Annotated in this window: 27 protein-coding genes and 1 tRNA gene; 14 read left to right on the top strand and 14 right to left on the bottom strand. The window is 62.2% G+C overall.

What is annotated here, in order from left to right; translation table 11 throughout:
• Positions 1-7: 7 nt before the first annotated feature.
• Positions 8-1426, bottom strand: coding sequence for an argininosuccinate lyase (gene argH, locus MMAR10_RS12280; RefSeq protein ID WP_011644308.1), 1419 nt, complete (start codon positions 1424-1426; stop codon positions 8-10).
• A gap of 26 nt (positions 1427-1452) precedes the next feature.
• Between argH and MMAR10_RS12275 the strand changes: the two genes are divergently transcribed.
• Positions 1453-2040 carry a TlpA family protein disulfide reductase gene (locus tag MMAR10_RS12275; protein WP_011644307.1) on the top strand — a complete coding sequence of 196 codons (588 nt, stop codon included), beginning with the start codon at positions 1453-1455 and terminating at the stop codon, positions 2038-2040.
• Between the two features lie 331 nt (positions 2041-2371).
• Here MMAR10_RS12275 and MMAR10_RS12270 read toward each other — a convergent pair whose 3' ends face one another.
• Positions 2372-5179, bottom strand: a complete 2808-nt coding sequence (locus MMAR10_RS12270; protein WP_011644306.1) for a TonB-dependent receptor — start codon at positions 5177-5179, stop codon at positions 2372-2374.
• A 238-nt stretch (positions 5180-5417) separates the two neighbouring features.
• On the opposite strand from MMAR10_RS12270, the gene MMAR10_RS12265 reads away from it, so the two are divergent.
• From MMAR10_RS12265 to MMAR10_RS12250, 4 genes are all read left to right on the top strand, one after another.
• Positions 5418-6455 carry a phytase gene (locus tag MMAR10_RS12265; RefSeq protein ID WP_011644305.1) on the top strand — a complete coding sequence of 346 codons (1038 nt, stop codon included), beginning with the start codon at positions 5418-5420 and terminating at the stop codon, positions 6453-6455.
• 9 nt (positions 6456-6464) lie between these two features.
• Positions 6465-6764, top strand: coding sequence for a hypothetical protein (locus MMAR10_RS12260; RefSeq protein WP_011644304.1), 300 nt, complete (start codon positions 6465-6467; stop codon positions 6762-6764).
• Positions 6765-6829: 65 nt separating this feature from the next.
• Complete coding sequence (locus tag MMAR10_RS12255) at positions 6830-7942, top strand: helix-turn-helix transcriptional regulator (RefSeq protein WP_011644303.1); 1113 nt, start codon at positions 6830-6832, stop codon at positions 7940-7942.
• 88 nt (positions 7943-8030) lie between these two features.
• Positions 8031-9443: an amidohydrolase family protein gene (locus tag MMAR10_RS12250; RefSeq protein ID WP_011644302.1), complete on the top strand. Its 1413-nt coding sequence runs from the start codon at positions 8031-8033 to the stop codon at positions 9441-9443.
• Between the two features lie 69 nt (positions 9444-9512).
• Here the strand turns inward: MMAR10_RS12250 and MMAR10_RS12245 are convergent, their stop codons facing one another.
• The 4 genes from MMAR10_RS12245 to MMAR10_RS17090 form a co-directional block, all read right to left on the bottom strand.
• Positions 9513-10442 (bottom strand): electron transfer flavoprotein subunit alpha/FixB family protein, encoded by a 930-nt coding sequence (locus MMAR10_RS12245; protein ID WP_011644301.1) that lies wholly within the window; start codon positions 10440-10442, stop codon positions 9513-9515.
• A gap of 2 nt (positions 10443-10444) precedes the next feature.
• Positions 10445-11194 (bottom strand): electron transfer flavoprotein subunit beta/FixA family protein, encoded by a 750-nt coding sequence (locus MMAR10_RS12240; RefSeq protein WP_011644300.1) that lies wholly within the window; start codon positions 11192-11194, stop codon positions 10445-10447.
• 293 nt (positions 11195-11487) lie between these two features.
• On the bottom strand, positions 11488-12039 hold the full coding sequence (locus MMAR10_RS12235) for a hypothetical protein (protein ID WP_011644299.1): 552 nt from the start codon (positions 12037-12039) through the stop codon (positions 11488-11490).
• Complete coding sequence (locus MMAR10_RS17090) at positions 12039-12401, bottom strand: PadR family transcriptional regulator (protein ID WP_011644298.1); 363 nt, start codon at positions 12399-12401, stop codon at positions 12039-12041. The genes MMAR10_RS12235 and MMAR10_RS17090 overlap by 1 nt, the downstream gene beginning before the upstream one ends.
• A gap of 246 nt (positions 12402-12647) precedes the next feature.
• Between MMAR10_RS17090 and MMAR10_RS12225 the strand changes: the two genes are divergently transcribed.
• Positions 12648-14000 carry a serine hydrolase domain-containing protein gene (locus MMAR10_RS12225; protein WP_041636979.1) on the top strand — a complete coding sequence of 451 codons (1353 nt, stop codon included), beginning with the start codon at positions 12648-12650 and terminating at the stop codon, positions 13998-14000.
• A gap of 73 nt (positions 14001-14073) precedes the next feature.
• Here MMAR10_RS12225 and MMAR10_RS12220 read toward each other — a convergent pair whose 3' ends face one another.
• On the bottom strand, positions 14074-14655 hold the full coding sequence (locus MMAR10_RS12220) for a YceI family protein (RefSeq protein WP_011644296.1): 582 nt from the start codon (positions 14653-14655) through the stop codon (positions 14074-14076).
• 112 nt (positions 14656-14767) lie between these two features.
• A complete protein-coding gene (locus MMAR10_RS12215; RefSeq protein ID WP_011644295.1) occupies positions 14768-15343 on the bottom strand; it encodes a cob(I)yrinic acid a,c-diamide adenosyltransferase in 576 nt (191 codons plus the stop codon).
• A 47-nt stretch (positions 15344-15390) separates the two neighbouring features.
• Here MMAR10_RS12215 and MMAR10_RS12210 point away from each other — a divergent pair, with 47 nt between their 5' ends.
• Positions 15391-16497: a serine hydrolase domain-containing protein gene (locus MMAR10_RS12210; RefSeq protein WP_011644294.1), complete on the top strand. Its 1107-nt coding sequence runs from the start codon at positions 15391-15393 to the stop codon at positions 16495-16497.
• 8 nt (positions 16498-16505) lie between these two features.
• Here the strand turns inward: MMAR10_RS12210 and MMAR10_RS12205 are convergent, their stop codons facing one another.
• Together MMAR10_RS12205 and MMAR10_RS12200 are read right to left on the bottom strand one after the other, a co-directional pair.
• Positions 16506-16712, bottom strand: a complete 207-nt coding sequence (locus MMAR10_RS12205; protein WP_011644293.1) for a twin transmembrane helix small protein — start codon at positions 16710-16712, stop codon at positions 16506-16508.
• Positions 16712-17761, bottom strand: a complete 1050-nt coding sequence (locus MMAR10_RS12200) for a Rieske 2Fe-2S domain-containing protein (RefSeq protein ID WP_011644292.1) — start codon at positions 17759-17761, stop codon at positions 16712-16714. The genes MMAR10_RS12205 and MMAR10_RS12200 overlap by 1 nt, the downstream gene beginning before the upstream one ends.
• A gap of 137 nt (positions 17762-17898) precedes the next feature.
• Between MMAR10_RS12200 and MMAR10_RS12195 the strand changes: the two genes are divergently transcribed.
• Positions 17899-18459 (top strand): hypothetical protein, encoded by a 561-nt coding sequence (locus tag MMAR10_RS12195; RefSeq protein WP_041636977.1) that lies wholly within the window; start codon positions 17899-17901, stop codon positions 18457-18459.
• Here the strand turns inward: MMAR10_RS12195 and gluQRS are convergent.
• Positions 18456-19292, bottom strand: coding sequence for a tRNA glutamyl-Q(34) synthetase GluQRS (gene gluQRS, locus MMAR10_RS12190; protein WP_011644290.1), 837 nt, complete (start codon positions 19290-19292; stop codon positions 18456-18458). The genes MMAR10_RS12195 and gluQRS overlap by 4 nt on opposite strands.
• A gap of 190 nt (positions 19293-19482) precedes the next feature.
• Between gluQRS and MMAR10_RS12185 the strand changes: the two genes are divergently transcribed.
• The 4 genes from MMAR10_RS12185 (at position 19483) to MMAR10_RS12170 (ending at position 22091) form a co-directional block, all read left to right on the top strand.
• The gene (locus MMAR10_RS12185; RefSeq protein WP_011644289.1) at positions 19483-19815 is read left to right on the top strand and encodes a GIY-YIG nuclease family protein; all 333 of its coding nucleotides are present in this window, start codon (positions 19483-19485) and stop codon (positions 19813-19815) included.
• A 289-nt stretch (positions 19816-20104) separates the two neighbouring features.
• Positions 20105-20770, top strand: coding sequence for an alpha/beta hydrolase (locus MMAR10_RS12180; protein ID WP_011644288.1), 666 nt, complete (start codon positions 20105-20107; stop codon positions 20768-20770).
• A 227-nt stretch (positions 20771-20997) separates the two neighbouring features.
• Positions 20998-21564 carry an HNH endonuclease gene (locus MMAR10_RS12175; RefSeq protein WP_011644287.1) on the top strand — a complete coding sequence of 189 codons (567 nt, stop codon included), beginning with the start codon at positions 20998-21000 and terminating at the stop codon, positions 21562-21564.
• A 17-nt stretch (positions 21565-21581) separates the two neighbouring features.
• Entirely contained in the window at positions 21582-22091 is a 510-nt protein-coding gene (locus MMAR10_RS12170; protein WP_011644286.1) for a DUF1697 domain-containing protein, read from the top strand.
• Positions 22092-22112: 21 nt separating this feature from the next.
• Here the strand turns inward: MMAR10_RS12170 and MMAR10_RS12165 are convergent, their stop codons facing one another.
• From MMAR10_RS12165 to MMAR10_RS12155, 3 genes are all read right to left on the bottom strand, one after another.
• Complete coding sequence (locus MMAR10_RS12165) at positions 22113-22694, bottom strand: demethoxyubiquinone hydroxylase family protein (RefSeq protein WP_011644285.1); 582 nt, start codon at positions 22692-22694, stop codon at positions 22113-22115.
• Positions 22691-23209 (bottom strand): disulfide bond formation protein B, encoded by a 519-nt coding sequence (locus tag MMAR10_RS12160; RefSeq protein WP_267878579.1) that lies wholly within the window; start codon positions 23207-23209, stop codon positions 22691-22693. The genes MMAR10_RS12165 and MMAR10_RS12160 overlap by 4 nt, the downstream gene beginning before the upstream one ends.
• A 67-nt stretch (positions 23210-23276) precedes the next feature.
• Positions 23277-23906 carry an exopolysaccharide biosynthesis protein gene (locus tag MMAR10_RS12155; RefSeq protein WP_150099776.1) on the bottom strand — a complete coding sequence of 210 codons (630 nt, stop codon included), beginning with the start codon at positions 23904-23906 and terminating at the stop codon, positions 23277-23279.
• Between the two features lie 346 nt (positions 23907-24252).
• Here MMAR10_RS12155 and MMAR10_RS12150 point away from each other — a divergent pair, with 346 nt between their 5' ends.
• Both MMAR10_RS12150 and MMAR10_RS12145 read left to right on the top strand, forming a co-directional pair.
• Positions 24253-25440: a tyrosine-type recombinase/integrase gene (locus MMAR10_RS12150; protein WP_011644282.1), complete on the top strand. Its 1188-nt coding sequence runs from the start codon at positions 24253-24255 to the stop codon at positions 25438-25440.
• A gap of 73 nt (positions 25441-25513) precedes the next feature.
• Positions 25514-25599 (top strand) — tRNA-Leu (locus MMAR10_RS12145).
• Positions 25600-25713 lie beyond the last annotated feature (114 nt).

Here is a 25713-nt window from a genome sequence, read left to right as displayed (position 1 = left end):
ATTGCTCTCAACAACCCAGGCGATCCTTCCAGATCGCCACCTGTTCGCGGACCCGGATCGGCGACGTGCCGCCAAAACTGGTCCGGCTCATCATCGATGCCCGCGCACTCAACACGGAAAACACGGTCTCGTCGATAGCCGGTTCGACGCTTTGCATCTCGGCCAGCGACAGCTCTGCCAGCGGTACGCCTCTGGCCTCGGCCAGTTTGACGATCGATCCGGAGATGTGATGCGCGTCGCGGAAAGGCTTGCCCAGCTCGCGCACGACATAGTCGGCGAGGTCGGTAGCGTCGGAATAGGCTTCACCGGCGGCTTCTTCCAGGGCTTCCGGGAAGAAGGAGAGGTCGCCGGCCATGCCGGCCATCGAGAGCAGGGCCAGCTCCAGATCGTCAATCGCCTGGAAGACCGGGGCCTTGTCTTCCTGCAAATCCTTGGAATAGGCGAGCGGCAGGCCCTTCACCACGGTCAGCAGTCCGGTCAAGGAGCCGATGATGCGGCCCGGCTTTGCCCGCACCAGCTCGGCGGCGTCCGGATTGCGCTTTTGCGGCATGATCGAGGAGCCGGTCGACCAGGCGTCGGACAGGGTGGCGAAGCCGAAACGGCGTGTGCACCACAGCACGATTTCCTCGGCAAAGCGCGACAGGTTCACGGCGCAGATCGAGGCAGCCGACAGCACTTCCAGCGCGAAATCGCGCGCCGCGACGCCATCGAGTGAATTGGCCATCGGTCGGTCGAAGCCGAGATCGCTGGCGGTCATCTCACGGTCGATGGGGAAAGCGGTCCCTGCCAGGGCGGCACAGCCCAGCGGGCTTTCATTGAGGCGTTTGCGGGCATCGGCGAAACGGCCGCGATCGCGCTGGGCAACCTCGACATAGCTGAGAAGATGGTGACCCAGCGAGACCGGTTGCGCGGTTTGCAGGTGGGTGAATCCCGGCATGACCTGATCGGCATGGGTCTCGGCCTGCTTGACCAGGGCGGTCTGGTAGGCGGCGAGCATGGCATCGATACGGTCGCAGGCATCGCGCAGCCAGAGCCGGAAATCAGTGGCGACCTGATCATTGCGCGAGCGCGCGGTGTGCAATCGGCCGGCTGGCTCGCCGATGATCTCCTTCAACCGCGCCTCGACATTCATGTGCACGTCTTCGAGCGCTTTCGACCACGGAAAGTCGCCGGCATGGATTTCAGAGCGGACCTGTTCCAGTCCGCGCTGGATCGCCGCAGCATCGGCGCTTGAAATCACCCCGGTTGCGGCCAACATTCGACTATGGGCAAGGGAACCATCAATATCCTGGTCCGCCATTCGCTGATCAATGTCGATCGACGCATTGATGGCTTCCATGACGGCCGACGGGCCAGCCGAAAAGCGGCCGCCCCACATGGCGCTGGAAGCCTTTTGCCCGGCGTCGTTCGAAGTATCGTCAGCCATGTCGATATCCTGTGGAGGAGAATGAGATGAAAATGTCGCCGATCGGCCTTGGTATACTGGGCATGACCGTGCTCGCCATAGGATGGTTTCTATACGTGATGGTTTCCGGTGCGAGCAAGGGCGAAACCGGTCCACTGGACAGCTATGCCCATGGTGAGATGCGGGCCTTTGTCTCGATCGACGACGCCCCGGCGCAACCGGATCTGGTCTATCGCGATGGTGATGGCGGCGAGGTTCGTTTGTCTGACTATCGAGGGCAGGTAATCCTGGTGAATTACTGGGCGACCTGGTGCGGACCCTGCGTTGAGGAAATGCCGGCCCTGTCCGGGCTCCAGGCCGAATTGGGGGGCGAACAATTCCAGGTCGTCACAGTGACACTGGACCGCTCGATCGAGGATGCCCGGGAATTCCTGACACGGATGGAACTCGACAATCTGCCGCTCATCCATGACGAGACCTTTTCAAGTCCAAATCGGGTGCGGGCGATCGGCCTGCCGATGTCCATTCTCTATGACGGGCTGGGTCGCGAGATCGGCCGGGTGCCGGCGCCAGCGGAATGGAATAGCGACGATGCCCATGCGCTGATCCGCGCCGCGATCCGCCGCAATATCTGACGCTGACAGCCCCGGAGACAAGCCGATACAAAAAGGGCCGCCCTCGACCCGGGCGGCCCATTAGTTTGCATCTCGGAGGGATAATCGAGTCGCGAGCCCGTTCAGGGAGGAGCGGGTTGGCGCTCTTCTATGGGCGAGTTGCGACGGGCGCATGACAGCGGCGCGATGCTTGTGTGTCGCAGACCGTTGATGCGCAGCCGGGTCTCCCGGGCGCTGTCGACGGCTCGGCGGGGCGCGGTTCGGGACGGACAAAAAACTCGCCCCCGACGCGAAAAACGCTCCGGACCATCCGGCCCGGAGCGCTCTTCATGTCGTTTTGTGTGACGGCGTTCTAGTAGGTGACGCGGACACCGAAGACGGCCGACCAGCCATATTCTTCGAACTGCTCGACACGGTCGATGCCGTCCGGGCGGGTGACCGCGCGGTAGGGCTCGTCCGTGACGTTCTTCAGATCACCAAAGACCTGGAAGGTATCGTTGAAGGAATACTTGGCGGAGAGGTCGAGCTGGGTGTGCTCGAGAACCCAGCGATCCTCGTCGGCACCGCCGCGGATCTCGTCCAGGTATTCCGAGCGGCTCGACACCACTGCGCGCAGGTCCCAACCGGCCCGGTCATAGCCGAGCACGGCGTTCCAGACGCTGTCGGACTGGCGCGGCAGCGGCACGACGCGGCCATCGGCGAGTGTCGCCTCACTGTCGGTCGCGGTGAAGTTGAAGCCGGCGATGAAGCCTTCGACCGGCAGGAAGTCGAGCGCCTGCTGGTAGTTGAACTCGATGCCCGAGACTTCGGCTTCCGGCAGGTTGATGAAGGACGCGGCCTCGTCGAAGAAGCGGCCGTTCAGCGTGATGTTCTCATAACCGACACCAGCGATGACATTGTCGAGATCCTTGCGGAAATAGCCGAGGTAAACGACAGCGTCATTGTTCGGATACCATTCGATGGAGACATCGAAATTGTCGGCTTCCAGGCGCTCGAGGTCCGGATTGCCGAACTCGCCCTCGACTTCGTCGTTGTCATTCTGCTCGACCAGGATACGTGGTGCGAACTGGCCCGGGTTCGGGCGCTGGATCGAGGCGAAATAGGCACCGCGAACGATTACGTTTTCGGTCAGCTCGTAGCGAGCGAGGATGGACGGCAGCACGTCCGTATAGTCGTCGGAGGCTGTTGTCGGGGTCACAAACACCGTGTCCTCGGTCAGGACGACACCGTTCACCGTGGCATCTTCCTCGGCGAGGAAGGTTTCGTAGCCGCGAGCCGCCATGTCGGTCTGTTCGACACGGACACCACCGACCAGGCGCAGCGGGCCGTTCTCGACCGAGCCCATCAGATAACCGGCCATGACATCTTCCTCGACGCGGTAGGAGGCGCCGAAGCTGTCGATGTCACTGTCGATGCCGACATAGTCGAGATTGCCGAGATTTGAGAAGAAGTAATCGCGAACCTGCGAAGGATCGGCAACCGGGCCGATCGAGCCCTGGCCGTACTCGACCGAGCGGACCACGTCTGACAGCAGCAGGCTGTCATCGTCATAGACGTCGAAATCCAGGGCGAATTTCTTGTCCCGTGTACGGGCCCGGACACCGTATTGGATGTAGCCAGGCATGGTGCCGAAATCCATGTCGTGGCGGACATTGATAGCGGCGGCGTATTCGCGGTCCTGCGACAGGCCGTTGGTCAGCTCGTAGCCGGAATTCTCGTAGTTGGAGGCGTCGAAAACACGGTCCGTCGTGATGCCGCCACCAAAGCCGAGCTCCGGGCGGAGCGGGTTGGTGGAGTCGACCGTGAAGAGTTCGCCATTCTCGAATTCATAGCTGAAATCGGTGTCGAGGCGGTTCGGCTCGGCTTCCTCGGCGTAGACGTAGGACAGCGACCAGTCGATCGATGTATTGCCGTTCAGCCACTCACCGCCGAAATCGGAGGCGAAGATTGTCTGGGTTTCCAGACGGTCTTTCACATCGCGGTCGATTTCCATCTCGTCGGCCGTAAAGACTGCGAGATTGCCGCTCGAGTTGACGTCGTCATATTCGGCGTCCTCGAACTTGATCTCGACCCGGTTGCGGGTCTCCTGGTCCGAGAAGTCAGACCAGGTCGTGCGGGCGTAGAGGCTCAGATCATTGTTGACGCGGTAGTCGAAATTCAGGGCCGCGGTCGTACGTTCGCGGGTCACCTGGTAGTTGCGCATCTCGACTTCATTCGGGAAGGCAACGCTTTCATCGACATCCCAGCCACCGTCGACTTCGAAGCTGTCGGAGCCGAAGACGCGCTGCTGGTAGGACAGCGAACCGGCAACGCCGAGACGGCCGTCCATGAAGTTGTTGGCCCAGTTGATCGAGCCGCGATGGCCAAATTCCTGCTCCAGGTCGGAGTAGAGGCCGGCGACGCGGGCACGCAGATACATGCCGTCGACATCCAGGCCGGACATGGTTTCGATCTCGACATTACCGCCAACACTGTCGCCATCCATGTTCGGCAGGAGCGACTTGTTGATCACGACGCTGGAGAGCACGTCGGCGTCGATCACATCGAGGCCGACCTGGCGGTCTTCGGCTTCCGGCGACACCAGGCGGACGCCATTGATCGAGGTGGAGACGAGGTTCGGATCGAGACCGCGGATCGAGACGAAGCGGCCTTCACCCTGGTCATTGAGTACGTTCACGCCGACGGCGCGGCGGGCAGCTTCGGCAACATTCTCGTCCGGGAACTGGCCGATGGCGTCCGAAGACAGGACGGCGACATTGCCGTCATTCGCGCGCTGGCGCGAAAGGGCGGAGTTGAGGGCGCCGCGCTGGCCCATGACGAGGATGTTCTCGACATAGTCGACATCATCGCCGAGCGTGATGGTCGGGGAGACGGTGTCGCTCACCGTGGCGAGGTTGACGCTGACTTCGCGAACGTCCGCACCGATATAGCTGACACGCAATGTGTAGTCGCCCGCCGCGAGGCCGGTGACACGGAAAGTGCCGTCAGCACCGACTGTTGCGGTCTGGCCGGTCTCGACGATGCGCACCGTGGCGCCTTCAAGGCCGATGGTTTCAGAGGCGTCGGTGACGCGGCCGGCGATGGTGCCAGCATGGGCGGCGGTGGCTGCCGCGAGTGCGAGCACGGAGGCCGTGCCGAGCATGGCGATGGTCTTTTTCATGGGAGTCCCCCTCACATGGACATGACTGGTGCCTTGCCCGAGCGGGCAAAGTTGGGGCCTCTATGCGCGCCGGGCGGCGACATGGTGATGACGTTTGCGTCTCACCTCCGTGTCGTTTTCTTGGATGCTTCGTGACAACCGGTATTAACGTATGGGTCGTCACGGAAATGTCGCCGAAATCGGCTTAGCGCCCCCCTGTCCCCATGCTAAGCGCGCGCTGAAGCTTGGGAGATGTGTGATGAGACATGTGTTGGGACTTCTTGCGACGGCCAGTGTGGTCGCTGCGTGCAGCCAGGGCCTGCCGCCGGTCGAGATCGAAGCTGTCGTGGAAACGGCCAGTGTGGCTGGCACGGGCGATGCCGCCGACGATCCGGCAGTCTGGGTTGCCGAAAACCCGGCCGACAGTCTCATCTTCGGAACCGACAAGGACAATGGCGTCTATGTCTACACCATGACCGGCGCCGAGCATGCCTATCTGCCCGAAGGGCGCCTCAATAATGTCGATGTCCGCTACGGGTTTGACCTTGGGGACCGCATCGTCGACCTGGCTGCCGCGTCGGACCGGTCCAATGGCGGCATCGCCTTCTTCTTTATCGATCCGGCGTCGCGCGAGGTCACTTATGTCGGCGCTGTCACCGTTGCGGACGTGACCGAGCCCTACGGCTTCTGTCTCTATCGCTCGCCGGTCGATCAGTCGCTCTATGCCTTCCTCTCCGACAAGGAGCCGGGAACCTTCGTCCAGTACGCGCTTGGCTGGGACGGGACGGTTGTGACGACGCAGGAAGTGCGCCGTGTCACGCTGGGGACGATCGCCGAGGGCTGCGTCGCCGATGACCGGACCGGCCAGCTCTACATGAATGAGGAGAATGTCGGCGTCTGGACCATGGGTGCCGAGCCAACCGATCCGGCCGAGCCGCAACCCATCGCCGTCACCGACGGCCGGGAAATCGCCGCCGATGCCGAGGGCGCAGCCCTGTTGCCACAAGGCGAGCGCGGCGGCTGGCTGGTCGTGTCGAGCCAGGGCGACAACACCTATGCCGTTTATGATCTGGAAAGCCATGCCTTCGTGACACGGCTGCAGATTGTCGACGCCGTCATTGACGGCGCCACCCACACCGACGGTCTGGACATCTCGGCGGCCGATCTCGGCCCGGAATTCCCGGCCGGGGTGCTGGTTGTCCAGGACGATGAAAACGATACGGGCGGCCAGAACTTCAAATTCGTCGACCTGCGGTCGGTGATCGCGGCGATTGAGGCATCAACGCCGAGCGAATAAGACGGTGGCATGGCATTCCTGCTTCCCATCGCACTGGTCGTCATCCTCTCGATCCTGTTCCTCGGACACAGATCGCGCGATGGTGGCCTGCGAGGTGAGTTGTGGCGCATTGAACAGGCCCTGATCGGCGCGGCCGAAAATGGCGTTGTGCCCGACCCGGACCTGATGCGATCGGACCATCTGCGGGAAGCGCCCGAGCACCTTTATCGCCTGATCGTGGATGCCTTCGGGAAACGGGACGAAACAGCCCTGCACCGGGCGCTCGCCGGGATCCGTGAGTATCGCGCATTCCGGGGGTGGAAGGCGTGAGCCCGGTGCGGGCCGGTGTCGACGGACCTGATTGCCATCGTCAGCGACGGGGCTAGTCTGGCGCTATGATCCTGTCTGCCGTCAACCTCCTGCAATTCGCGTTGATCGCGGTCGCTGGCCTCGGGGTCGTCCTGACCATATCGCAGCCGAGGCTGCGGGCGGCGTCAGCCTTGATGCTGATGTCCGTGCTCTGGATGGTCTTCAATTTTCTGGAGGAGGTTGCCGGGTTTCGCGGCATCTGGCTGGTGACGCCGGCCTTTCGCCTCGCCTATCCGCCGCTGGTCTATCTGGTCGCCCGCGGCGTGATGCTGTCCGGGCCGGGTCTGCGCTGGCGCGACTGGCCACATGCGCTGCCCTTTCTTGTCGCCCTGTTTTTGACGCCGTGGGTGGGCCTGGTCGAGCATGCCGCCAGGCTGAGCCTGTTCGCCTATTCGGCGGCCACTATCGTGATGATCCATCGCTTCCACCAGGCCACCCGCGAAACACGCTCGGACGCCCAGACCATCCAGCTGAACTGGATGGTGGGGCTGATCGCGTTCTACGTCGTGGACGGCATATTCGACATGGCCCGCATGGATGCGCGCTGGCTGCATCCCTACTGGCCCTGGCTGGGGACCCAATCGGCCTATGTCTTTCAGATAGCGATCTCCCTGGTGTTCGTGTGCGTCCTGATCGTTCTCGCCGTCCGCCATGGTCGCTTGTTTACGGGGCTCGACGACGGGTCGCTCGTTTCGTGGCGTGGCAGGCCGATCAAACCGGTCGAAGCTGGGGCGGGCTCAGCGACTGACGCTGACCATGCGTCCACATACCAGCGCATCGACGCGGTCGTGCGAGGCGAGGCACTCTACACGGAACCCCGACTGACCCGGCAGGAGGTCGCCACGGCAGCCCGTCTCACCGAGCGGGCGGTGTCGGTGGCGATCAAGTCGGAGACCGGGCGCAATTTCAATGACTATATCAACGCGCTGCGGATCGAGGATGTGTGCGCGATGATGAAGGAAGATGCCGCCGGCCCGACCCGTAGCCGGTTGATCGATCTGGCCTATACGGCCGGCTTCAGTTCCAAGTCCGTTTTCAACTCTGTCTTCAAGCGGGAAACCGGTCAGACCCCCTCGGCCTATGCTGCTGCGCTGACGCCGCCCGGGGCGGGTCCGGCATCCAGTCCAGCCAAGCACTGACGGATTTCGGACGTCCGGAATCCGGATCCCGGACGACCGAACGGCGTCGCCGTGCTGCTGTCCTCCTGTCAACAAACGGGAGACAGACATGTTGCGCACAATCCTGGTCGTGGTGGCCGTTCTTCTGGCGGGTGTGACCGCCTTCATCGTTTCGGCCTGGCAGATACCCGCGGCCATGCAGCCGGACCGGGACGGGAACCGGTCCTGGTTGATCGAAAACGCCGTGCTGCTCGATCCGGCAACCGGCGCTGCGCGGCCAGAGGCTTCGGTGCTGGTTGTCGATGGCCGTATCGAGTGGCTGGGAAGCGGGACAGTTCCGGCTGCAGCGGACGGGGTCAACCGGATCGATGCGCAGGGCCGAACGCTGCTGCCCGGCCTCATCGATGTTCATGTGCATGTGTTTGACGAAACTGATCTCGCGGCCGGCCTGTCACACGGCGTCACCACCGTGCGCAATATGGGAGGCATGCCGTTTCACCTGCCCCTGGTCGAGCGGCTCGCACGGGACGATATTCTGGGGCCACGCCTGATTACGACGGGTCCCATTCTCAATGAAACCGGTGGCCGGAACGGCAATGACCTGCATGAAGCCGTCGCTGGTGCCGAAGAGGCACGGGCCGCCGTCCGGCGCCAATACGCGGCCGGTTTTCGCCACCTGAAAGTCTATTCGAACCTGTCCCGCGAGAGTTTTGCCGCCATCCGCGACGAAGCTGCCGCCCTCGGGATGACGATGAGCGGTCACCCGGTTGAAGGTACGGAAGCCGACCCGTTGGCTTTCGAGGCCTCGCTGGATGCCGGCCTGCGAACGCTCGAGCATGCCGAGTCGATCGTCTGGTACGGGCTGGACGATGACACGGACCCGGACCGCATGCGCGCCCTGGCCCGTCAGATCGCTGCTTCCGGGACGGTCGTGGACCCGACGCTTGTCGTGCACGAGAACCTGGCGCGGATCGTGGAGACCGGCGGTGCCCACATCACGCGACCCGAGATGGACGGCTATAATCCGGTGATTGCCGGATTTGAGCGCGAGGGGTGGGCGTTCTGGAGCGATTACCAGCATGATGACCGGACCCGGATGCAGGCCTTCTACGTGGCCTTCACCGGCGCGCTTCACGAGGCCGGCGTGCCGCTGACCGTGGGAACGGATTCCGGCGTGATGGTCTCGCCGCATGGCGTCTCGACCTTGCGAGAGATGGAAATCCTCGTGGAAGCCGGACTGACCCCGCTCGAAGCCATCCAGGCGGCCACTCTGAATGGCGCGGACGTGCTGGGGATGGACGGTCAGATCGGCTGCCTGGCGGTCGGCTGTGCCGCCGACCTCATCCTTGTGGACGGTGATCCGACGCAGGACATTTCCCGCCTGCATGATCTCGAGGCGGTGATGCGGGATGGTCGCTGGTTTGACCGGGACCGGCTTGATGATCTGTCCGAAGCGGCAACGCATCCGTCCTCGCTGCGCACCTGGTGGCGCCTGGGTCAGCACCAACTGGCCATCCGGTAAACGGTCCTGACCACGAAAAAGGCCCGGCTGCTGCAGCCGGGCCTTGGTCTGTTCGTCGTGTCGCTTGGTCTAGCCGAGCGCTTCGTCGAGCTCGGGCAGGGCGGTGAAAAGGTCCGCGACCAGGCCGTAATCGGCGACCTGGAAGATCGGCGCTTCCTCGTCCTTGTTGATGGCGACGATGACCTTGCTATCCTTCATGCCGGCGAGGTGCTGGATGGCACCGGAAATGCCGACGGCGATGTAGAGCTCGGGCGCGACGACCTTGCCGGTCTGGCCGACCTGGTAGTCATTCGGGACATAGCCGGCATCGACCGCAGCGCGCGAGGCGCCGACCGCGGCACCCAGCTTGTCGGCGATCTTGTCGAGCAGGTGGAAATTGTCACCCGACTGCATGCCACGGCCGCCTGAGATGACGATCTTGGCAGCGGTCAGTTCCGGACGGTCCGACTTGGACAGCTCTTCGGAGACGAATTCCGACTTGAACGGGCCGGAGGCGGCACCGAGATCCTCGATGCTGGCAGAGCCACCATCGCCGGCTTTCTCGAAAGTGGTCGGGCGGACCGTGATGACTTTCTTCGCGTCGGACGATTTGACCGTCATCATGGCGTTACCGGCATAGACCGGGCGCACAAAAGTGTCGGGCGCGACGACCTCGGAAATTTCCGAAATCTGCATCACGTCGAGCTTGGCCGCGACGCGGGGCATGAAATTTTTGCCGGACGTGGTCGCAGCGGCGAGCACGGCGTCATAACCAGCCATCAGCGGGGTGACGAGCGCGTCGAGGGCTTCCGCCGTCGGCTTGGCCAGCACATCGCTTTCCGCGTGCAGCACCTTGGCGACACCGTCCAGCTTGGCAGCCGCATCAGCAACAGCCTGGGCGCCGGAACCGGCGACGAGGACATGGATGTCGCCACCCAAGCCCTTGGCAGCCGTTACGACGGCGCGGGTGGCGTCGTTCAGCGTGGCATTGTCGTGTTCGGCAATAACGAGAACAGCCATGATCAGATCACTCCCGCTTCATTTTTCAGCTTGTCGACCAGTTCGGCGACGCTTTCGACCTTGATCCCGGCTTCGCGTTTCGGCGGCTCGGTGACCTTCACAACGCTCAGGCGCGGTGCCGTGTCGACGCCGTAATCGGCCGGGGCCTTGGTGTCGATCGGCTTGCGCTTGGCCTTCATGATGTTGGGCAGGGACGCATAGCGCGGCTCGTTGAGGCGCAGGTCGGTGGTGACAATGGCAGGCAGCGTCAGCGACAGGGTCTGAAGACCACCATCGATTTCGCGTGTGACGGTGGCCTTGCCGTCAGCGATGGTGACTTCCGAGGCAAAGGTGCCTTGCGGCCAGTCCAGCAGTGCGGCGAGCATCTGGCCGGTCTGGTTGTTGTCGCCATCAATGGCCTGCTTGCCGAGGAGGACGATTTCCGGGCTCTCCTCGTCGACCACAGCCTTGAGAAGCTTGGCGACGGCCAGCGGCTCGACGGCGTCATCGGTCTGGATCAGGATGCCGCGATCAGCGCCCATGGCGAGGGCGGTGCGGATCGTCTCCTGGGCCTGGGCCGGGCCGACCGAGACCACGATGATCTCTTCGGCCACACCCTTTTCCTTGAGACGGATCGCTTCTTCGACCGCAATCTCGCAGAACGGGTTCATGGACATTTTGACATTCGCGAGGTCGACGCCCGTTTGATCGGGTTTGACACGAACCTTCACGTTGTAATCGACGACCCGTTTGACGGGGACGAGAATCTTCATGCTGGGGCTCCGATTGGCCGCGCGCGGGATGGTCTGCGCACCTGACAAGAATAGGCCGGAAACCTGCCTTCGCCCGTGCGGTAAGTCAATGCGTCCAACTGGCTTACGCCAACGTCAATTCGCAGTTGCGGTATTGTTGGTATGGCATTGTGGCGCGCGCGAAGTGGACTGCCTTTCCAATAGGCGCGAGCGCATTGTGGCGGGTTGCGCCAGTGGCCCGCCCACTTTCGTCGTTTCGGTATGTTCCTGTCGCTGTGGCCTGACCGTCTTTGTCGCAGGCAGGTGCTTGCAGGTCAGGGCTTCATCCATCTGGCGACCGGCCCGCGCGGCGACAGGGCAAACCGCCACAACCCGTAAATCGCACCGCTCAGGATCGCGCAAACTGCCAGCATGACCGGAATGAAGCCGGCTCCAAGGATTTCATCTGCACCTGGCTGGGCCTCATAGGAAAGCGTAAGCGCGCTGTCATTGGGGTAAATCCAGAGCCCGACCCCGGCCGGGTTGATGATCTCCATGATGGCCATGTGCGCGAAGACGAGGACGATCAGTCCCGTCACGCCAATCACCATGATCGAAAGATAATGCCCGATCACGGCGGCAGGCTTGAGCCAGACGGGTGGCGGGGCTGGTGGGTCGCCGAACTCCGCTATGGCTGCCAGCAGCCGGTCGACTTCGTCGTCCGCCCGCGCGTCACCCATCGCTTCGCGCATGTGTGCAGCGGCCTCGGCCCGGGCTTCGGCCCGATCTTCGGCGCCAAGCTCGCGATTGGCCCAGTCCAGGCGTCTCAGGAAGTCGGCCCAGAGGCGGCGGGCTTCGGCCGTGGTGAGCTCCAGGGTCATGCGCATCAGGACGCCTCCTTTGCATGTTGTGCCAACAGGACCTCGTCCATGCGGCGCCAGATCTCGCGCATGGCATCTAGCGTATGGGCACCCAATTCAGTCACGGTGTAATATTTGCGGGGCGGGCCGGAGTCGTCGGCCACCCATTCGGCGGTGACGAGCCCGTCTTTTCTCATGCGTGTAAGCACCGGATAGACCGTGCCTTCGGCCAGATTTTCAAAGCCGGGCGCCTGCTTCAGTGCGGCGACAATCTGGTAGCCATAGGCCCGCCCGGCCTGCAGGCGCGCCAGAAGCAACATCTCGAAATACCCCTTGCGAGCCTGGGAGCTCCAGCGGTCGAGAATGTCTTCCATCTCCGTCCCGGTCATGAATCCCTGCCTCACTGATTGCACTCCCTTCCTATGGCTTGTATATCGGTTTAGCAAGATATATAGCAATGCATAGTAGTTGGTATCGCCAACGTTGCGGCGAAAGGATCGAACATGTCGCCCCTGATGAAATTGAGAGCCGTTTGCCTGGCTGTTCTGGTTGTGAGTGCGAGCTTGTCGGCGATTGGACTCCGGCAAATGCGAGGTCTTGAGCCCGGGAGTTCCGACGCTGAAATCGCGGCGCATATGGATGATGTTCTGGATCACGCGATGCAGCGTTACTCGATTGCCGGCGTCGCGGCCGGCGTGATCCGGGACGGCGAGATTGTCTGGCAGGCGCGTGAAGGCCGCTCGGATGGCGAGGGTGCTCCGATAACGGATGCGACGGCGTTCAATCTTGGATCAATCTCCAAGCCCCTGACAGTCTGGACAGTCCTCAGCCTGGCACAGGACGGGGTTGTCGACCTGGACGCGCCCCTGTCGACCTATGACCTGCCCTATGAGCCGGACTATGGCGAGCATGCGCCGGAGGCGGTCACCGTCCGGCGCCTTCTTCAGCATACGGCGGGAACCAACCAGCCGGGCTATGGCGGCTGGGGCGTTCACGAAGAACAGCCCGAAGACGCGGTGGATCTCAGCGAAAATTACGCGCCTCTTCGCGTCGCCTATCAGCCTGGTGAACACCGGCGCTATTCCGGTGGTGGATATGTCCTGCTGCAAATGCTGGTCGAAACCGTGACCGGGCAGGACTTTGACACTGTCGCCCGCCAACATGTTTTCGACCCGCTCGGCATGACGACGTCCGGCTTTGACCCGTCGCGACTGCCGACTGTGTCGCAAGCCTTCAATTACTATCGCCAACCCATCGAGGACTTGCGCGATGTCGCACAGACGGCAGCGGGCGGTTATGCCTCGGGCGGTGATATCGAAAACTTCCTGTTGGCGCACATGACGGGCGGGGGCGTCCTGACCACCGACAGCCTGGAACAGGCCTTCATGCCGACCGGCCCCAATCCGGGCTTCGCGATGAGCTACACACGCTGGCAGACCCCCGATGGCATCCTCTACGGACACGGGGGGAATAATTCTTCATGGAACGGGCAAATCTACATCCGCCCGCAAACCGGTGACGGTTTTTACTTTCTCACCAATGCCACGTCCGGTGCGCAGCTGGACTTCGATTTGAGCTGCGCCTGGCTGGGTCTGATGGAAAGCGAAGACGGCGCGGCGCGTTGTGATGAGGCAGTGTCCCTGACGCACCAGCTGGCCTGGGTCAGCTGGGGTGTCGCTGCCGCCGGCCTGTTCTGGGTCTATTGGCTTGTGGCGGGCGGTGTTGCCGGCAAGCGCGTTCTGACCTTGCGACCGACAGGCCGGGGGCCGCTGCGCCTGAGCGGGCGCCTCTTCCTGGCCTTCCTCACATTCGCAGTAACACTCTTCCTCATCTGGATGTTCTGGACGAATTCCGTGATCTGGCGGACCCAAACCATCTTCATCGATGAGGTGCCGATGGATGAGCTGGAAGGATTGTCGATTGCCGTGACAAGCCTGTTTGCCATCCTGACCCTGTGTCTCTGGTCCAGCCCGCGAAATCGGCGCTGAATTTGATCGGCCATGAAAAAAGGGGCCTGTCCGCCGGACAGGCCCCTCATTCTCATTTGTCAGGCCGTTGAGCTTATTCAGCCGCCGTCAATTCGGTCGAGATGAAGAGCTCGATCTCGTCGGAGACGTAGGGGACAGCAAAGCCCATGTCCCACTCCGAGCGCATCAGCGAACCGGTCGCCGTGAAGCCCAGCTTGGTGTTGCCGTCCCGGGTCTCGCCGACCTGGTTCAATGTCACGGCCAGGCTGACCGGGCTGGTCACGCCATTCATGGTCAGATCACCGGTCATCGTACCGGTTTCGCCATCTTCGGTCGCAAACCCGGTCGCCACGAAATGGGCCGTCGGATTGACCTCGGTCTCGAAGAAATCGGCGGAATTCAAATGGGTGATGAAACGGTCCTGATTGGCGCCGACCCAGAAACCGTCGATCAGGTTGAAGGTGATGTCGACGGCCGAATTCTCGGGCATGTCGAGATCGAGATCGAGCGTGCCGTCATAGTCGGTGAACTGGAGCGACATCGTCGAATAGCCCTGATGCTCCCAGCGGGCTTCGATCAGGGTGTGCGACTTGTCGAACTCATAGCTGACCGGTTCGGCCTGGGCGGCGCCGGCGATGAGCAGGGCCGTGGAAGCGGCGAGGAAAAGGCGGGTCATGCGGTAACTCCGTATGGACAGAACTGATGGGCCTACAGATAGGGAGTTGCGACATCTTGTCGACCGGGCTGACGGGAAGTTGATGTTTCCAACGCGGAAACAATGAGACAGTTCAGCGGTCTTTGCCCGGTACCCAGAGAACATCCGCGCGGCCTTCCTCATTGGCGGTGCGCGCCATCACGAAAAGCAGGTCCGACAAGCGGTTGAGATAGGTCAGCACAATCGGGTTGAGTGTCACGCCTCCCGCCATCAGGGCCGAGACTTTGCGCTCGGCACGTCGGCAGACGGTACGGCAGACATGCAGGCGCGCAGCCGCCTCGCTGCCGCCTGGCAGGATGAAGGAGTTGAGCGGCTCCAATCGCGCATTGAGCCGGTCGATCTCGGTTTCCAGCCAGTCCACTTGCGCTGCTGTGACCCGTAGCGGCTCATAGTCCGGCGGTGTGTCGCTTTCGGGAACGCACAGATCAGCGCCCAGATCGAACAGGTCATTCTGGATGCGGGCGAGGGGCGGATCGAGGGGGTCGTTTAATATCAAGGCGGCACGGGCCAGGCCGATAGAGGAATTGGCCTCGTCGACATCCCCGTAGGCGTCGACGCGCGGGTCGTGCTTGACTGTCTGCGACATGTCACCCAGCCGGGTCGATCCGGCATCGCCGGTGCGCGTGTAGATTTTCGTGAGACGGACCATGGCGCCAGTCTTAGCGTCAGGACGGCTCGGTTGAAAGGGTGGGGAATATGCTGAAGTCATTGGTCGTCCTGGTGACGAGCCTGTTCGCGGCGACGCTGTCTGTTGCCGACGCCCAGGGCGGTGGAATCCAGGCTGGCGCCGATATTATCCGCGAGCGTACCGGAGCGCCGGGTATCGGAATTCTCATCCGGCAGGGCGATGAGATCGAGCTTGGCCTCTCTGGGGTGCGCGCGATCGGCACTGACATTGCGCTTCAGCCTGACGATCTCTGGCACCTCGGCTCCAATACCAAGTCCATGACCGCGACCCTGGTGGCGCGACTGGTGGAGCAGGGACGCATCAGCTGGGACGATACGATCGTCCAGCACCTCGGCGAGGCGGTCGATGACATCCATCCCGCCTATCGCGACCTGACCTTCCGTCACCTGCTCAGTCACCGTTCCGGCCTTCCCGCCAATGTCAGCTCGACCGCCATGATTGGGTTCCTCGCCCAGGGCGCGCAGGGTGCCGACATCGCTCCGCAGCGCATCGCCTATGCGGCGCAGGTTTTGGCCGGAGACCCGGCGGCCGAGCCGGAGACGGAATTTCTCTACTCCAATGCCGGCTATGTCGTGGCCGGCGCGATGCTGGAGCAGGCGACGGGCGACGACTGGGAAGTCCTGATCCGGCGGGAGGTGTTCGAGCCCCTCGGCCTGACCAGCGCCGGTTTCGGTGCGCCGGGAAGTGCGGAGACCGTTGATCAGCCGCGCGGCCACAGGTCAGGCCTGCTCGGGCGGCGGGCGGCCTATGCGCCCGGTCCGACATCCGACAATCCGCCGGTTCTGGGACCGGCCGGTACGGTCCACATGTCGCTCGAGGACCTGTCGGGCTATCTGGCTGTGCACATGGCCGGGGCGCGTGGCGAGGACACGGGTTTCCTCGATGCTGAATCCTGGGAGATCCTGCATACGCCGCCGTTTGGCGAACACTATGCCATGGGCTGGGCGATCGATGGTCCCCGGTTGATCCACAACGGGTCGAACACACTCTGGCTGGTGCAAATGACGATCTGGCCGGATCGCGACCGGGCGGTGATCATTGGCGCCAATGACGGTGATGCGGAAGCGTTGGGGCCCTATTTCAACCGGGCGACCGGCGAGGCCATGAGTGAGTGACCTTGCCGTCAGCCGCCCAGATTTTCCTTCACCAGGAAGATCGCGACGATCAGCATCACGGCGGCAAACTGCAGCACCACGCGCAAACGCATCAGCTTGTTCGAGCGCGACCGCGACTTGTCGTCCGACTTGTACATGTTGAAGACACCAAAGCCGAGCGTCACGAGGACGGCCAGCATGGCGATGTAGAGCAGGCCTGTAAGGAAGGTATCCATCAGCTTCTCCAGCGCAGTTCGGATGCGCGCACGGGGTTTTTGAAGGGTTCGCCGGTCTCGCGATGCTTGTCCCAGGCGCGCTTGAGGGCGAAATACCATTTCGCTTGCACATCGCTGTCATGGATCAGCATCAGTTTGGGATCATAGGCCAGGCCCACCTGCTGCGCATTCACGGCATCGCGGTCCTGGCCGACAAAGGTCTCGATACCCTTGCGGATCAGCGGGTTGGGCACGATCGTCGGCAGCCAGTGATCCCAGTAGACGACGATGGTGATAGCGGTCGAGTTCTCGTTCGTGGGCGTGACGGCGGTGAAGCCGGTGAAATGCTTGCCGCCGGCCTTGACGTATTCGGTGCGCAGGCCTGGCAGCTGGAAGCGGATCTCGGTCTGCGGCTCGCCCATCAGGGAATAAAGGTAGGAATTCTTCGAAGGCACGTGCGGCAGCATGGAGAAGCCGCGCTCTACCGGTCCGAATTTCTTGGTCTTCTCGTGCACCGACTTGGCCGAACGCCACCACCATTGCCGGTGGATGTAAGGGATGTGGGCCGGGTCCATCAGGCCGATCACGGCATGATCGACATGGCAGTTGAAGATGTCGTGCACGACCAGTTTCGGCTTGTGGCCTTCCGGAATGTCCAGCTTGGGCGGGTCGATCGAAGGGGCCGTATCGGCCTGGTCCTCATCGGCATACCAGATCCAGATCAGGCCCTGATCCTCATGCACCGGGAAGCGGCGTACCCGGATCCTGGTGAGGTCCATCGCCTCGGCCTGGTCGGCGGTCAGTGAGGGGATGGCGGCGCAGGAGCCATCGGTACGAAAGCGCCAGCCATGATAGGGGCATTCGACCTGGGTCTCGCCATCATGGTTCTGCGCTTCGCCGCCGGACAGGAGGATGCCGCGATGCGGGCAGATGTCCTTCAGGGCATAGGCCTTGCCGTCATGGTCGCGGCCGAACAGGACCGGCTGACCCAGCAGCTCGCGATGGAGATGCTGGCCCGGTTTGAGCTCGCTCGACAGGGCGCCGAAATACCACAGGTCTTTGACAAACATGATCGCCACATAGCGCGTTGCGGCGCGCCTGCCTAGCGGTCGGGCGGGATCACATGTGCGGCATATGGACTTGTCGCACGACCGGCCCGGGCGCTAGTCTGACGGTCGCAAAGGGGGCGCGTTGGAGGAAAACGCGCATGCACGACACGCGATCCGGTGTTCATGTCAATCCGGTCGCCACGCTCTGCCTGGCGGCAGTGGTGGCCCTGTCTGCCTGTGCTGACGAGCCTGATCCACTGCCTGACGAAGCCCGCTTGCCGGGCGCGGCGGTGGCGGCATTGCAAGTCCATCTGACCGCCATGAGTGACGGTGACCTGACCTGCAGCGATGCGGCCATCGAGGCTGCGCCGCGGGCCGTTGGCTACATCAATGATGACCGACTTCCGGACTACGCCATCTCGACCCAGGATCTGCAGTGCCGCAGCGAGCTGGGGTCGGCCATCGGCTATTTCTGCGGCGGATCGATCTGCGCCTTTCCGGCCCTGATGTCGGACGGCGCGGACTATCAGGTCGTCTGGTTGATGTCGGGCAATGAGGTGACAACCCGGTCCGATTATCGGGAAGAGCGCTTCGTGGTCCGGCAGGCCGTGTTCAACGGTTCGGCGGGCAGTGGCGTGGCGGTACGGGAATATGTCTGGCGCGACGGGGCACTGAGGCGTGTGTTCGAGCGCGAGGAGCTGGAGAGGCGCATGCCCTAGGGGTTGAACTTCGCCCGCACCTCGTCCGGCGTCACGCCGCTCTCCCGCAAGGATTTGAGCGTTACCGACCGGTTGCGCTTGGCAAAGCGCTCGCCGTTTTCGTCCAGCAGCAGGCGGTGGTGCCGGTAGACGGGTGTCGGCAGGTCCAGCAGGGTCTGCAACAGGACATGGAGCGGCGTCATCTCGCGCAGATCCTCGCCGCGAATGACATGGCTGATGCCCTGCAGCGCGTCATCATGCACCACCGCGACGTGATAGCTGGTGCCGACATCCTTGCGCGCCAGGATGATATCGCCCAGCGGGTCCGGATCGGCGATCTGCTCGCCCTGGCCTTCTTCCAGATAGCGCATGGCGGCAAAGCGCGGTCCCAGCAGGTCGCGGCACCGTGCCAGAGACAGGCGCCAGGCAAAGGCGTCGCCCGCCTCGACGCGGTTCGACTCTTCGTCCCCGCTCATGGGAGCGACAGGGCCGCGATAGACCTCGCCGACACCGTGCGGCGCGCGGGCGATATCCGCCATGATTTCGCGTCGCGTCTTGAAACAGCGATAGACGACACCGAGCGCCTTTAGCCGTTCCAGCACACGCCCATAATCCTCGAAATGCTCCGACTGCCGCCGAACCGGCTCTTCCCAGTCCAGCCCCAGCCAGATCAGATCGTCCAGGATGACCTGTTCGTATTCTCGCTTGCAGCGGACCGTATCGATATCCTCCATCCGCAGGACGAACCGCCCCTCCGCCTCCACCGCAGCCTGAAACGCCGTCCAGGCGGAAAAGGCATGGCCGATATGCAGATGCCCGGTGGGCGAGGGCGCGAAGCGGGTGGTGAAGCTCATGCGGTGAGTGAGGCAGAGTCACGGCGATTTGTCATCCCGGACGGAGACCTGCGAAAGCAGGTTGAAGATCCGGGACCCAATGACGCCAACGCCGGCAGCTCTCGCGCGAATAGGTCCCGGATCTCCGCCCCGCTTGTGCGGGGCATGCGTCCGGGATGACAAACGGGCATTTCAATTGTAAGTTGTGTAGATGTACTACGTATATCTTCTGGCTTCGCGGCGGCATGGCACGCTCTATTGTGGCGTGACGAATGCGCTGTTGCGGCGGGTGTATGAGCACAAATCGGCACAGGTTTCGGGCTTCACGAAGAAACACCATGTGCATCGCCTGGTCTGGTGGGAGGCGCATGAGGATATCGGTGAAGCAATTGCACGCGAGAAACGGATCAAACGCTGGCGGCGGGACTGGAAGGTGGCCCTGATCGAACAGGATAACCCCGATTGGGACGATCTCTATCCAGGGCTCGGCGGAACCGATCCATCAGAGATTGCCGGCGAGGGCATCCGGCGGTCGGACTATTAGCAATCTCCCCCGCCTTTGCCTCACACGCCGCCCGAAGCGCCGTTCACGAAAACTCAATCCCCGCTTTGTCATCCCGGACGGAGACCTGCGTAGGCAGGTTGCAGATCCGGGACCCATTGACGCCTTTGCCGGCAGCTCTCGCGCGAATAGGTCCCGGATCTCCGCCCCGCTTTTGCGGGGCATGCGTCCGGGATGACAAGAATGGTGGGATGTAGCGCGCGGCCCACTCCCCCTTGCCCCCATCCCCCGCATCCCTCTATCCAGTCTGCTATCAATCCGGAGCCCTTTCATGACCCGACCCATTGACGGACCGCGCCTCGCGCCGCGCGACGGTTCGAAGCCGAAAAAGCTGGTGATTTTCCTGCATGGCTATGGCTCGAACGGGAAGGATCTGATCGGGCTGGGTCAGCACTGGGCGCGGGATTTGCCGCACGTTCAGTGGGTGTCGCCGAATGCGCCGGACCCGGTGCCGGGCGCGCCGGACGGGTATCAGTGGTTTCCGATCTCCAATCTCGATCCCGAGCGGATCGAGGCCGGTGCCGCCACGGCCTGGCCCATTGTCGACGCCTTCATCGACCAGGAACTCACCCGTTATGGCCTGACCGAGCAGGACCTGGTCCTGTGCGGCTTTTCCCAGGGGACCATGCTGTCGCTGGCGACCGGGCTGCGTCGTGAGCGACCGGTGGCCGGTATCATGGGGTTTTCCGGTGCCCTGCCGGGCGGCGGGCGTCTGAAAGAAGAGATGCGCTCCAAACCGCCGATAATGCTGGTTCACGGTGACCAGGATCAGGTCCTGCCGCTGGGTTTCATGTTTGATGCGCTGGAAAACCTGGCCGCCGCCGGCCATGGCGCGCAATGGCATATCTCCCAGGGCCTGCCCCATTCCATCGGCGAGGACGGGCTGGAAATCGGCCGCCATTTCATCGCCAACGCCCTGGCCGGGCGTTACCGCTGAGCCACACAGGCGGGGTGTCATCGAGGATTCGCGAGCTCGTCATAGGACTGACACGCGAACGGGAGTAGCCTTCCTGCAAGCGCTGGATGCGACATGATTCGGACCAACGGATCTGCCTCCGGCGTGCGACGGGAGGTGTGCTTTCAGGACGTTCGTCCGGAATACCCGCCCCCTCCCGATCTGTCCCATCCGGCCGGTTGGGACCGGTCGCAGCGAGGGAGGTCGCCATGCAGGTGCTTGATCGGGCACTGCAGGGATGGCCCTGTCTGGTCCTGAATGCGGACTATCAGCCATTGAGTTATTGGCCGCTATCGACCTGGCCGTGGCAGGAAGCCATCAAGAATGTCTTCCTGGAGCGGGTGGCCGTGGTCTCGCATTATGACGAGGTCGTGCATTCGCCCAGCTTCGAGATGCATGTGCCGTCGGTGGTCGCTCTGCGCGACTATGTCCACCAGGAGCGCACTCCGGCCTTCACACGATACAATGTCTGGCTCCGCGACGGCTTCAAATGCGTCTATTGCGGCAAGCATGGTGTCGAGCAGCTGACCTTCGACCATGTCATCCCGAGACGCGCCGGCGGCAAGACCAGCTGGGAAAACATCGTTGCCGCCTGCGGCCCGTGCAATCTGAAAAAGGGTGGCCGCACCCCGCGCGAGGCCGGCATGCCGCTGCCGCGCCCGCCGCAACGCCCCAACATGCACGAACTGCAATCCCAGGGCCGCCGCTTCCCGCCGAAATTCCTGCATGAAAGCTGGCTCGACTATCTTTATTGGGACATTGAACTGGAACGCTAGACGTCCGGAGCGCCTTCATGCCAACCCACATCGCCCTGCTGCGGGCCGTCAATGTCGGCGGTACCGGCAAGCTGCCCATGGTCGAGCTCAAGGCCATGGCGCAGCGGATCGGTTTCGACAATCCGCGCACCTATATCGCGTCCGGCAATCTGGTCTTTGAGAGCGAACTGCCAGGCGCCGAGGCTGGAGCGAAGCTGGAGGCGGCGCTGGCGGAATATGCCGGCAAGCCGGTCGGCGTGATCATGCGCACACCGGAAGCGATGACCGCGGTGTGTGACAGCAACCCTTTCCCCGAAGCGCCGGGCAATCGCTGCGTGGTGCTGTTCCTTGACGGGGCCCCGCCCGCCGATCTGCAGGATACGCTCAAACACCAGGCCAGCGAGCAGGTCGCCGCCGGTCAGCGCGAGATCTACACCCACTATGTGGATGGCATGGGCCGGTCGAAACTGATCATCCCGGCGGCAAGGGCCGGGACAGCGCGCAATATGAACACGGTCGCAAAACTGGTGGAGATGGCGACCGGTTAGTGCTCGCGGTTAGGGGCGGCGTCAGACCCGCTCGGAGACCTTGATCGCCACCCGGCAGCCGGCCTCGATGGCGCGCGACAGCAGGGCATAGCCCGGCGCTTGCTTGGCGCCTTCCTCGATGGCCAGGTCGCGGTGTTCGAGTTCTTCCTCGCGGAATTTGGCGAACAGGTCGGCCAGCTCGTCCTCGCCCATGGCGCGCAGCTCCTCGACCTGACCGGCATAGTGCTGCTCGATCACGCTTTCCACGGCTTCGGTACAGGCATGGGCGGCCTTTTCGCCCATCAGGGCCGTCGCCGTACCGAGCGCCCGTCCGGCGAGATTCCAGATCGGTGCCAGCGCTGTCGGGCGGGCACCATGTTTGAAGATCAGGCCGTCAAACGCGTCCAGGTGGACCTGTTCGTCCGCTTCCATCTCTTCCAGCTGGCGGGCAATGCGGGCCTTGTGGGGCAGGGCTTTGAACACAGCCCGCTGACCCTGATAGATGGCGACGGCGCCATATTCACCGGCATGATCGACGCGGATCATTTCCTCGATGCGGCGCGGCGAGCGACGATTGCCGGGCATGGGCGGGGTGAAGGATTTGCTCCGGTCCGACTTGGTCATGACTTTAGCCCCTTGATGCCGACCAGCGTGGCGATAATCGCCATGGCGGCCGAAATCAGGGCGTTGTAACCGGCCATCGAAATGCCCAGCAGGGTCCAGGCGGCTTCGTCGCACAGCACGATGGGGCCGCAGTCCGTGCCATTGATGATGCAGGACAGATCAACCTGCGGCGTGCCGCCGGTGGTGGTGCAGGTCGCAGGGCCGTCCCACCAGTCATACTCGATCCCGGCATGCCAGAAGGCAAAGCCGGCCGAATAGGCCAGCACCGCCGCGATGGCGAAAATCATCCACGGCGCGAATTTCGCCAGCGAGGGGCGCAGGGTCAGGGCGATGCCGAAGATCAGGCCCAGCGCGATCACGGTCAGGTGGATATGGCGCTGGTCCAGGCACAGTGCGCAGGGCTCATAGCCGCCGATATACTGGAAACCCCAGGCGCCCAGCATGAGCATGAGCGACCCTCCGGCCAGCAGCAGCGGCCAGCGGGTGAGGGGAAATTGAGTCAGCACGGGGTTCATGAAACGCATTCTTACGGGATCACCTCAACCACGCACCGCGACCAATGCGCACACAAGAGAAAACGGGTCAGATCAGCGACCGGATGAAATCCTTCAATACATCCACTGCCGCCGTGCCGAACACTAAAAACAAGGTAACCAGCAGCGCGATCCAGGCGATGCCGAGGATCAGGCCCGCCAGGACCAGCAGCCCGTCGCGGGTGAGAAGCCCGAGCGAGGCGATAACCAGCGCGATCCCCGGCGTTGAATTGGTCAGCGGCAGCGGGACCAGGATCGAGGCGCAGAACAGGACGAAGATGCTGCCGACAATCCGTTCGGCGGTCTCGCCAGACAGGCCGGTCAGGCGCGGCCGGGCCAGCGCTTCGAGCCAGCCGAACCATTTGCGGCCGCCGCGCGCCATGCGGGTCAGCCCGGCCTTTTCGATCCGCCGTGCCTTGAAGCCGGACGGCAACCAGGGCTCCGGCCGACCCATCGCCATCTGTGCCGAGAGCGCCATCATCGGCAGTGCCATGACCTGCGGGACGCCGTAGAGAAAGGGAATGCAGACGGGCAGCGCCATCGCGAACAGGATCACCCCGAAGGCCCGCTCGCCCAGTGCATCGACAAACTCGCCCAGCGAAAGCCCGTCATCGGGCGCCGTCCCGGCGATCTGTTCCAGCGTCCCGATCAGGCCGTGTGGCGAAGTCGTGTCGGTCATCATCCCATCCGTCGTGGAGCGGTCTCGAACCTAGCTGCATGGACAGGGTCGGCCAAGCGGAATGGGTTGTTGACAGGTTGAGGCCGGATGGGCAGCTTGCGCCTCCGAATTTCCCCGGCTCGAACCGCCTGTGCAAACAGGCCCGACCGGCGATCACAGGGCCCCTGTGGCGGAATTGGTAGACGCGACGGATTCAAAAGATTTTGTATTCAAAATAGCGGATCCAAAAAACATAATAAAAACAACGCGTTAAGCACACAATTATCAAACCGCATCTCCCCAAAACCCTTACGCATGTGTTACACATAAATTTGCTCAATTACGCAACTTCTGGTAATGTTGCTGTGTGACAAATAAACACACGTTGTTTGGTGGGAAGCTTCACCTCTATAAGCGCGAGAACAGCAAGCTCTGGCAGTGTTCTGCTTATTTGAAGGGCCAGAACCGGCGCAAAAGTACCGGCGAGGAGAGCCTGTCGCTCGCGAAGGAAATCGCCGAGGATTGGTATCTCGGCTTGAGGGGGCGTGCGCGAGACGGTCTCCTTAAAAACGAAAAATCCTTCAAACACGCTGCGGAGCAATTCAGGCGTGAGTATCTGGTCATCACGGAAGGTCAGCGAGCCGAAACGTACGTAACCGGAATGATGAGGAAGCTGGATAACTACATCATCCCCTACTTCGGCACCCGAGGGCTTTCTGAAGTTACCGCTGGGCTCATCCAAGAATACCGAATCCATCGGCAATCATTCTCGGTCAAACGGCACAATCAGAAGAAGGAGCATTCGGGGAAGCGGCCGCATCATAATACAATCCACCAAGAGATTGTCGCGCTGCGCCAAGTTCTCAAAACGGCTGTGCGCCATGGATGGCTCGATAGGTTGCCCGACTTGTCCCAGCCCTACGCGACGAACAAGAAAGTTACCCGACGAGCGTGGTTCGCGCCCGACGAATATAAGCGACTATATGAGGCAACGCGCCGGCGCATTGGTGCCGCGACGCGAAAGAACCACCGCTGGTCGGCAGAGCAGTTGCACGACTACGTATTGCTCATGGCCAATACCGGTCTTCGCCCAGATGAAATCAAGCGGCTGGAGTATCGGGACGTCGAGATCGTTGAAGACCAAGACACTGAAGAGGTAATTCTACTTATTTCGGTACGCGGTAAACGAGGCGTTGGGTACTGCAAAAGTATGCCAGGTGCGATCAGGCCATTTGAGAGGCTTCAAAAGCGAAACAACGGCGCACCCACGGAGCTGTTGTTCCCAAAGAGTCATAATGAGCTTTTGAATTCGATCTTGGATGAAGAGGATCTCAAATTCGATCGCGAAGGGCAGCGCCGAACCGCCTACTCATTGCGCCATACCTACATCTCAATGCGTCTTTCCGAAGGAGCGGACATCTATCAAGTTGCGAAGAATTGCCGAACGAGTGTCGAGATGATTGAGAAGTATTACGCCGCCCATATCGCAAACAGTATTAATGCAGCGGCAGTTAATGTGAGAAAAATCAAGAAAACCAGAAGCAAAGAAAACTAATTATTGCAATTTATTCTCACTAACATATATTGTTGCCTTCATTTGGAACTAGTGTAAACACGGTCCCACTCGTGCGGGTGTGGCGGAACTGGTAGACGCGCCAGACTCAAAATCTGGTGTCCCTAGGACGTGTCGGTTCGAGTCCGACCACCCGCACCATCTTCATTTCACTCAGAAAATTCAGGCGGAAAGAGAACCCTTTCCGCACCAGAGCTGCGCCGTTGGCGCGATGAAAGCTCTGCCTATGAACTCCCAGGTAACGTCGAGAATAGC

The organism is Maricaulis maris MCS10 (genome assembly GCF_000014745.1).
GTDB classification, from domain to species: Bacteria; Pseudomonadota; Alphaproteobacteria; order Caulobacterales; family Maricaulaceae; genus Maricaulis; species Maricaulis maris_A.
This window is presented reverse-complemented; position numbering and strand designations above follow the sequence as displayed.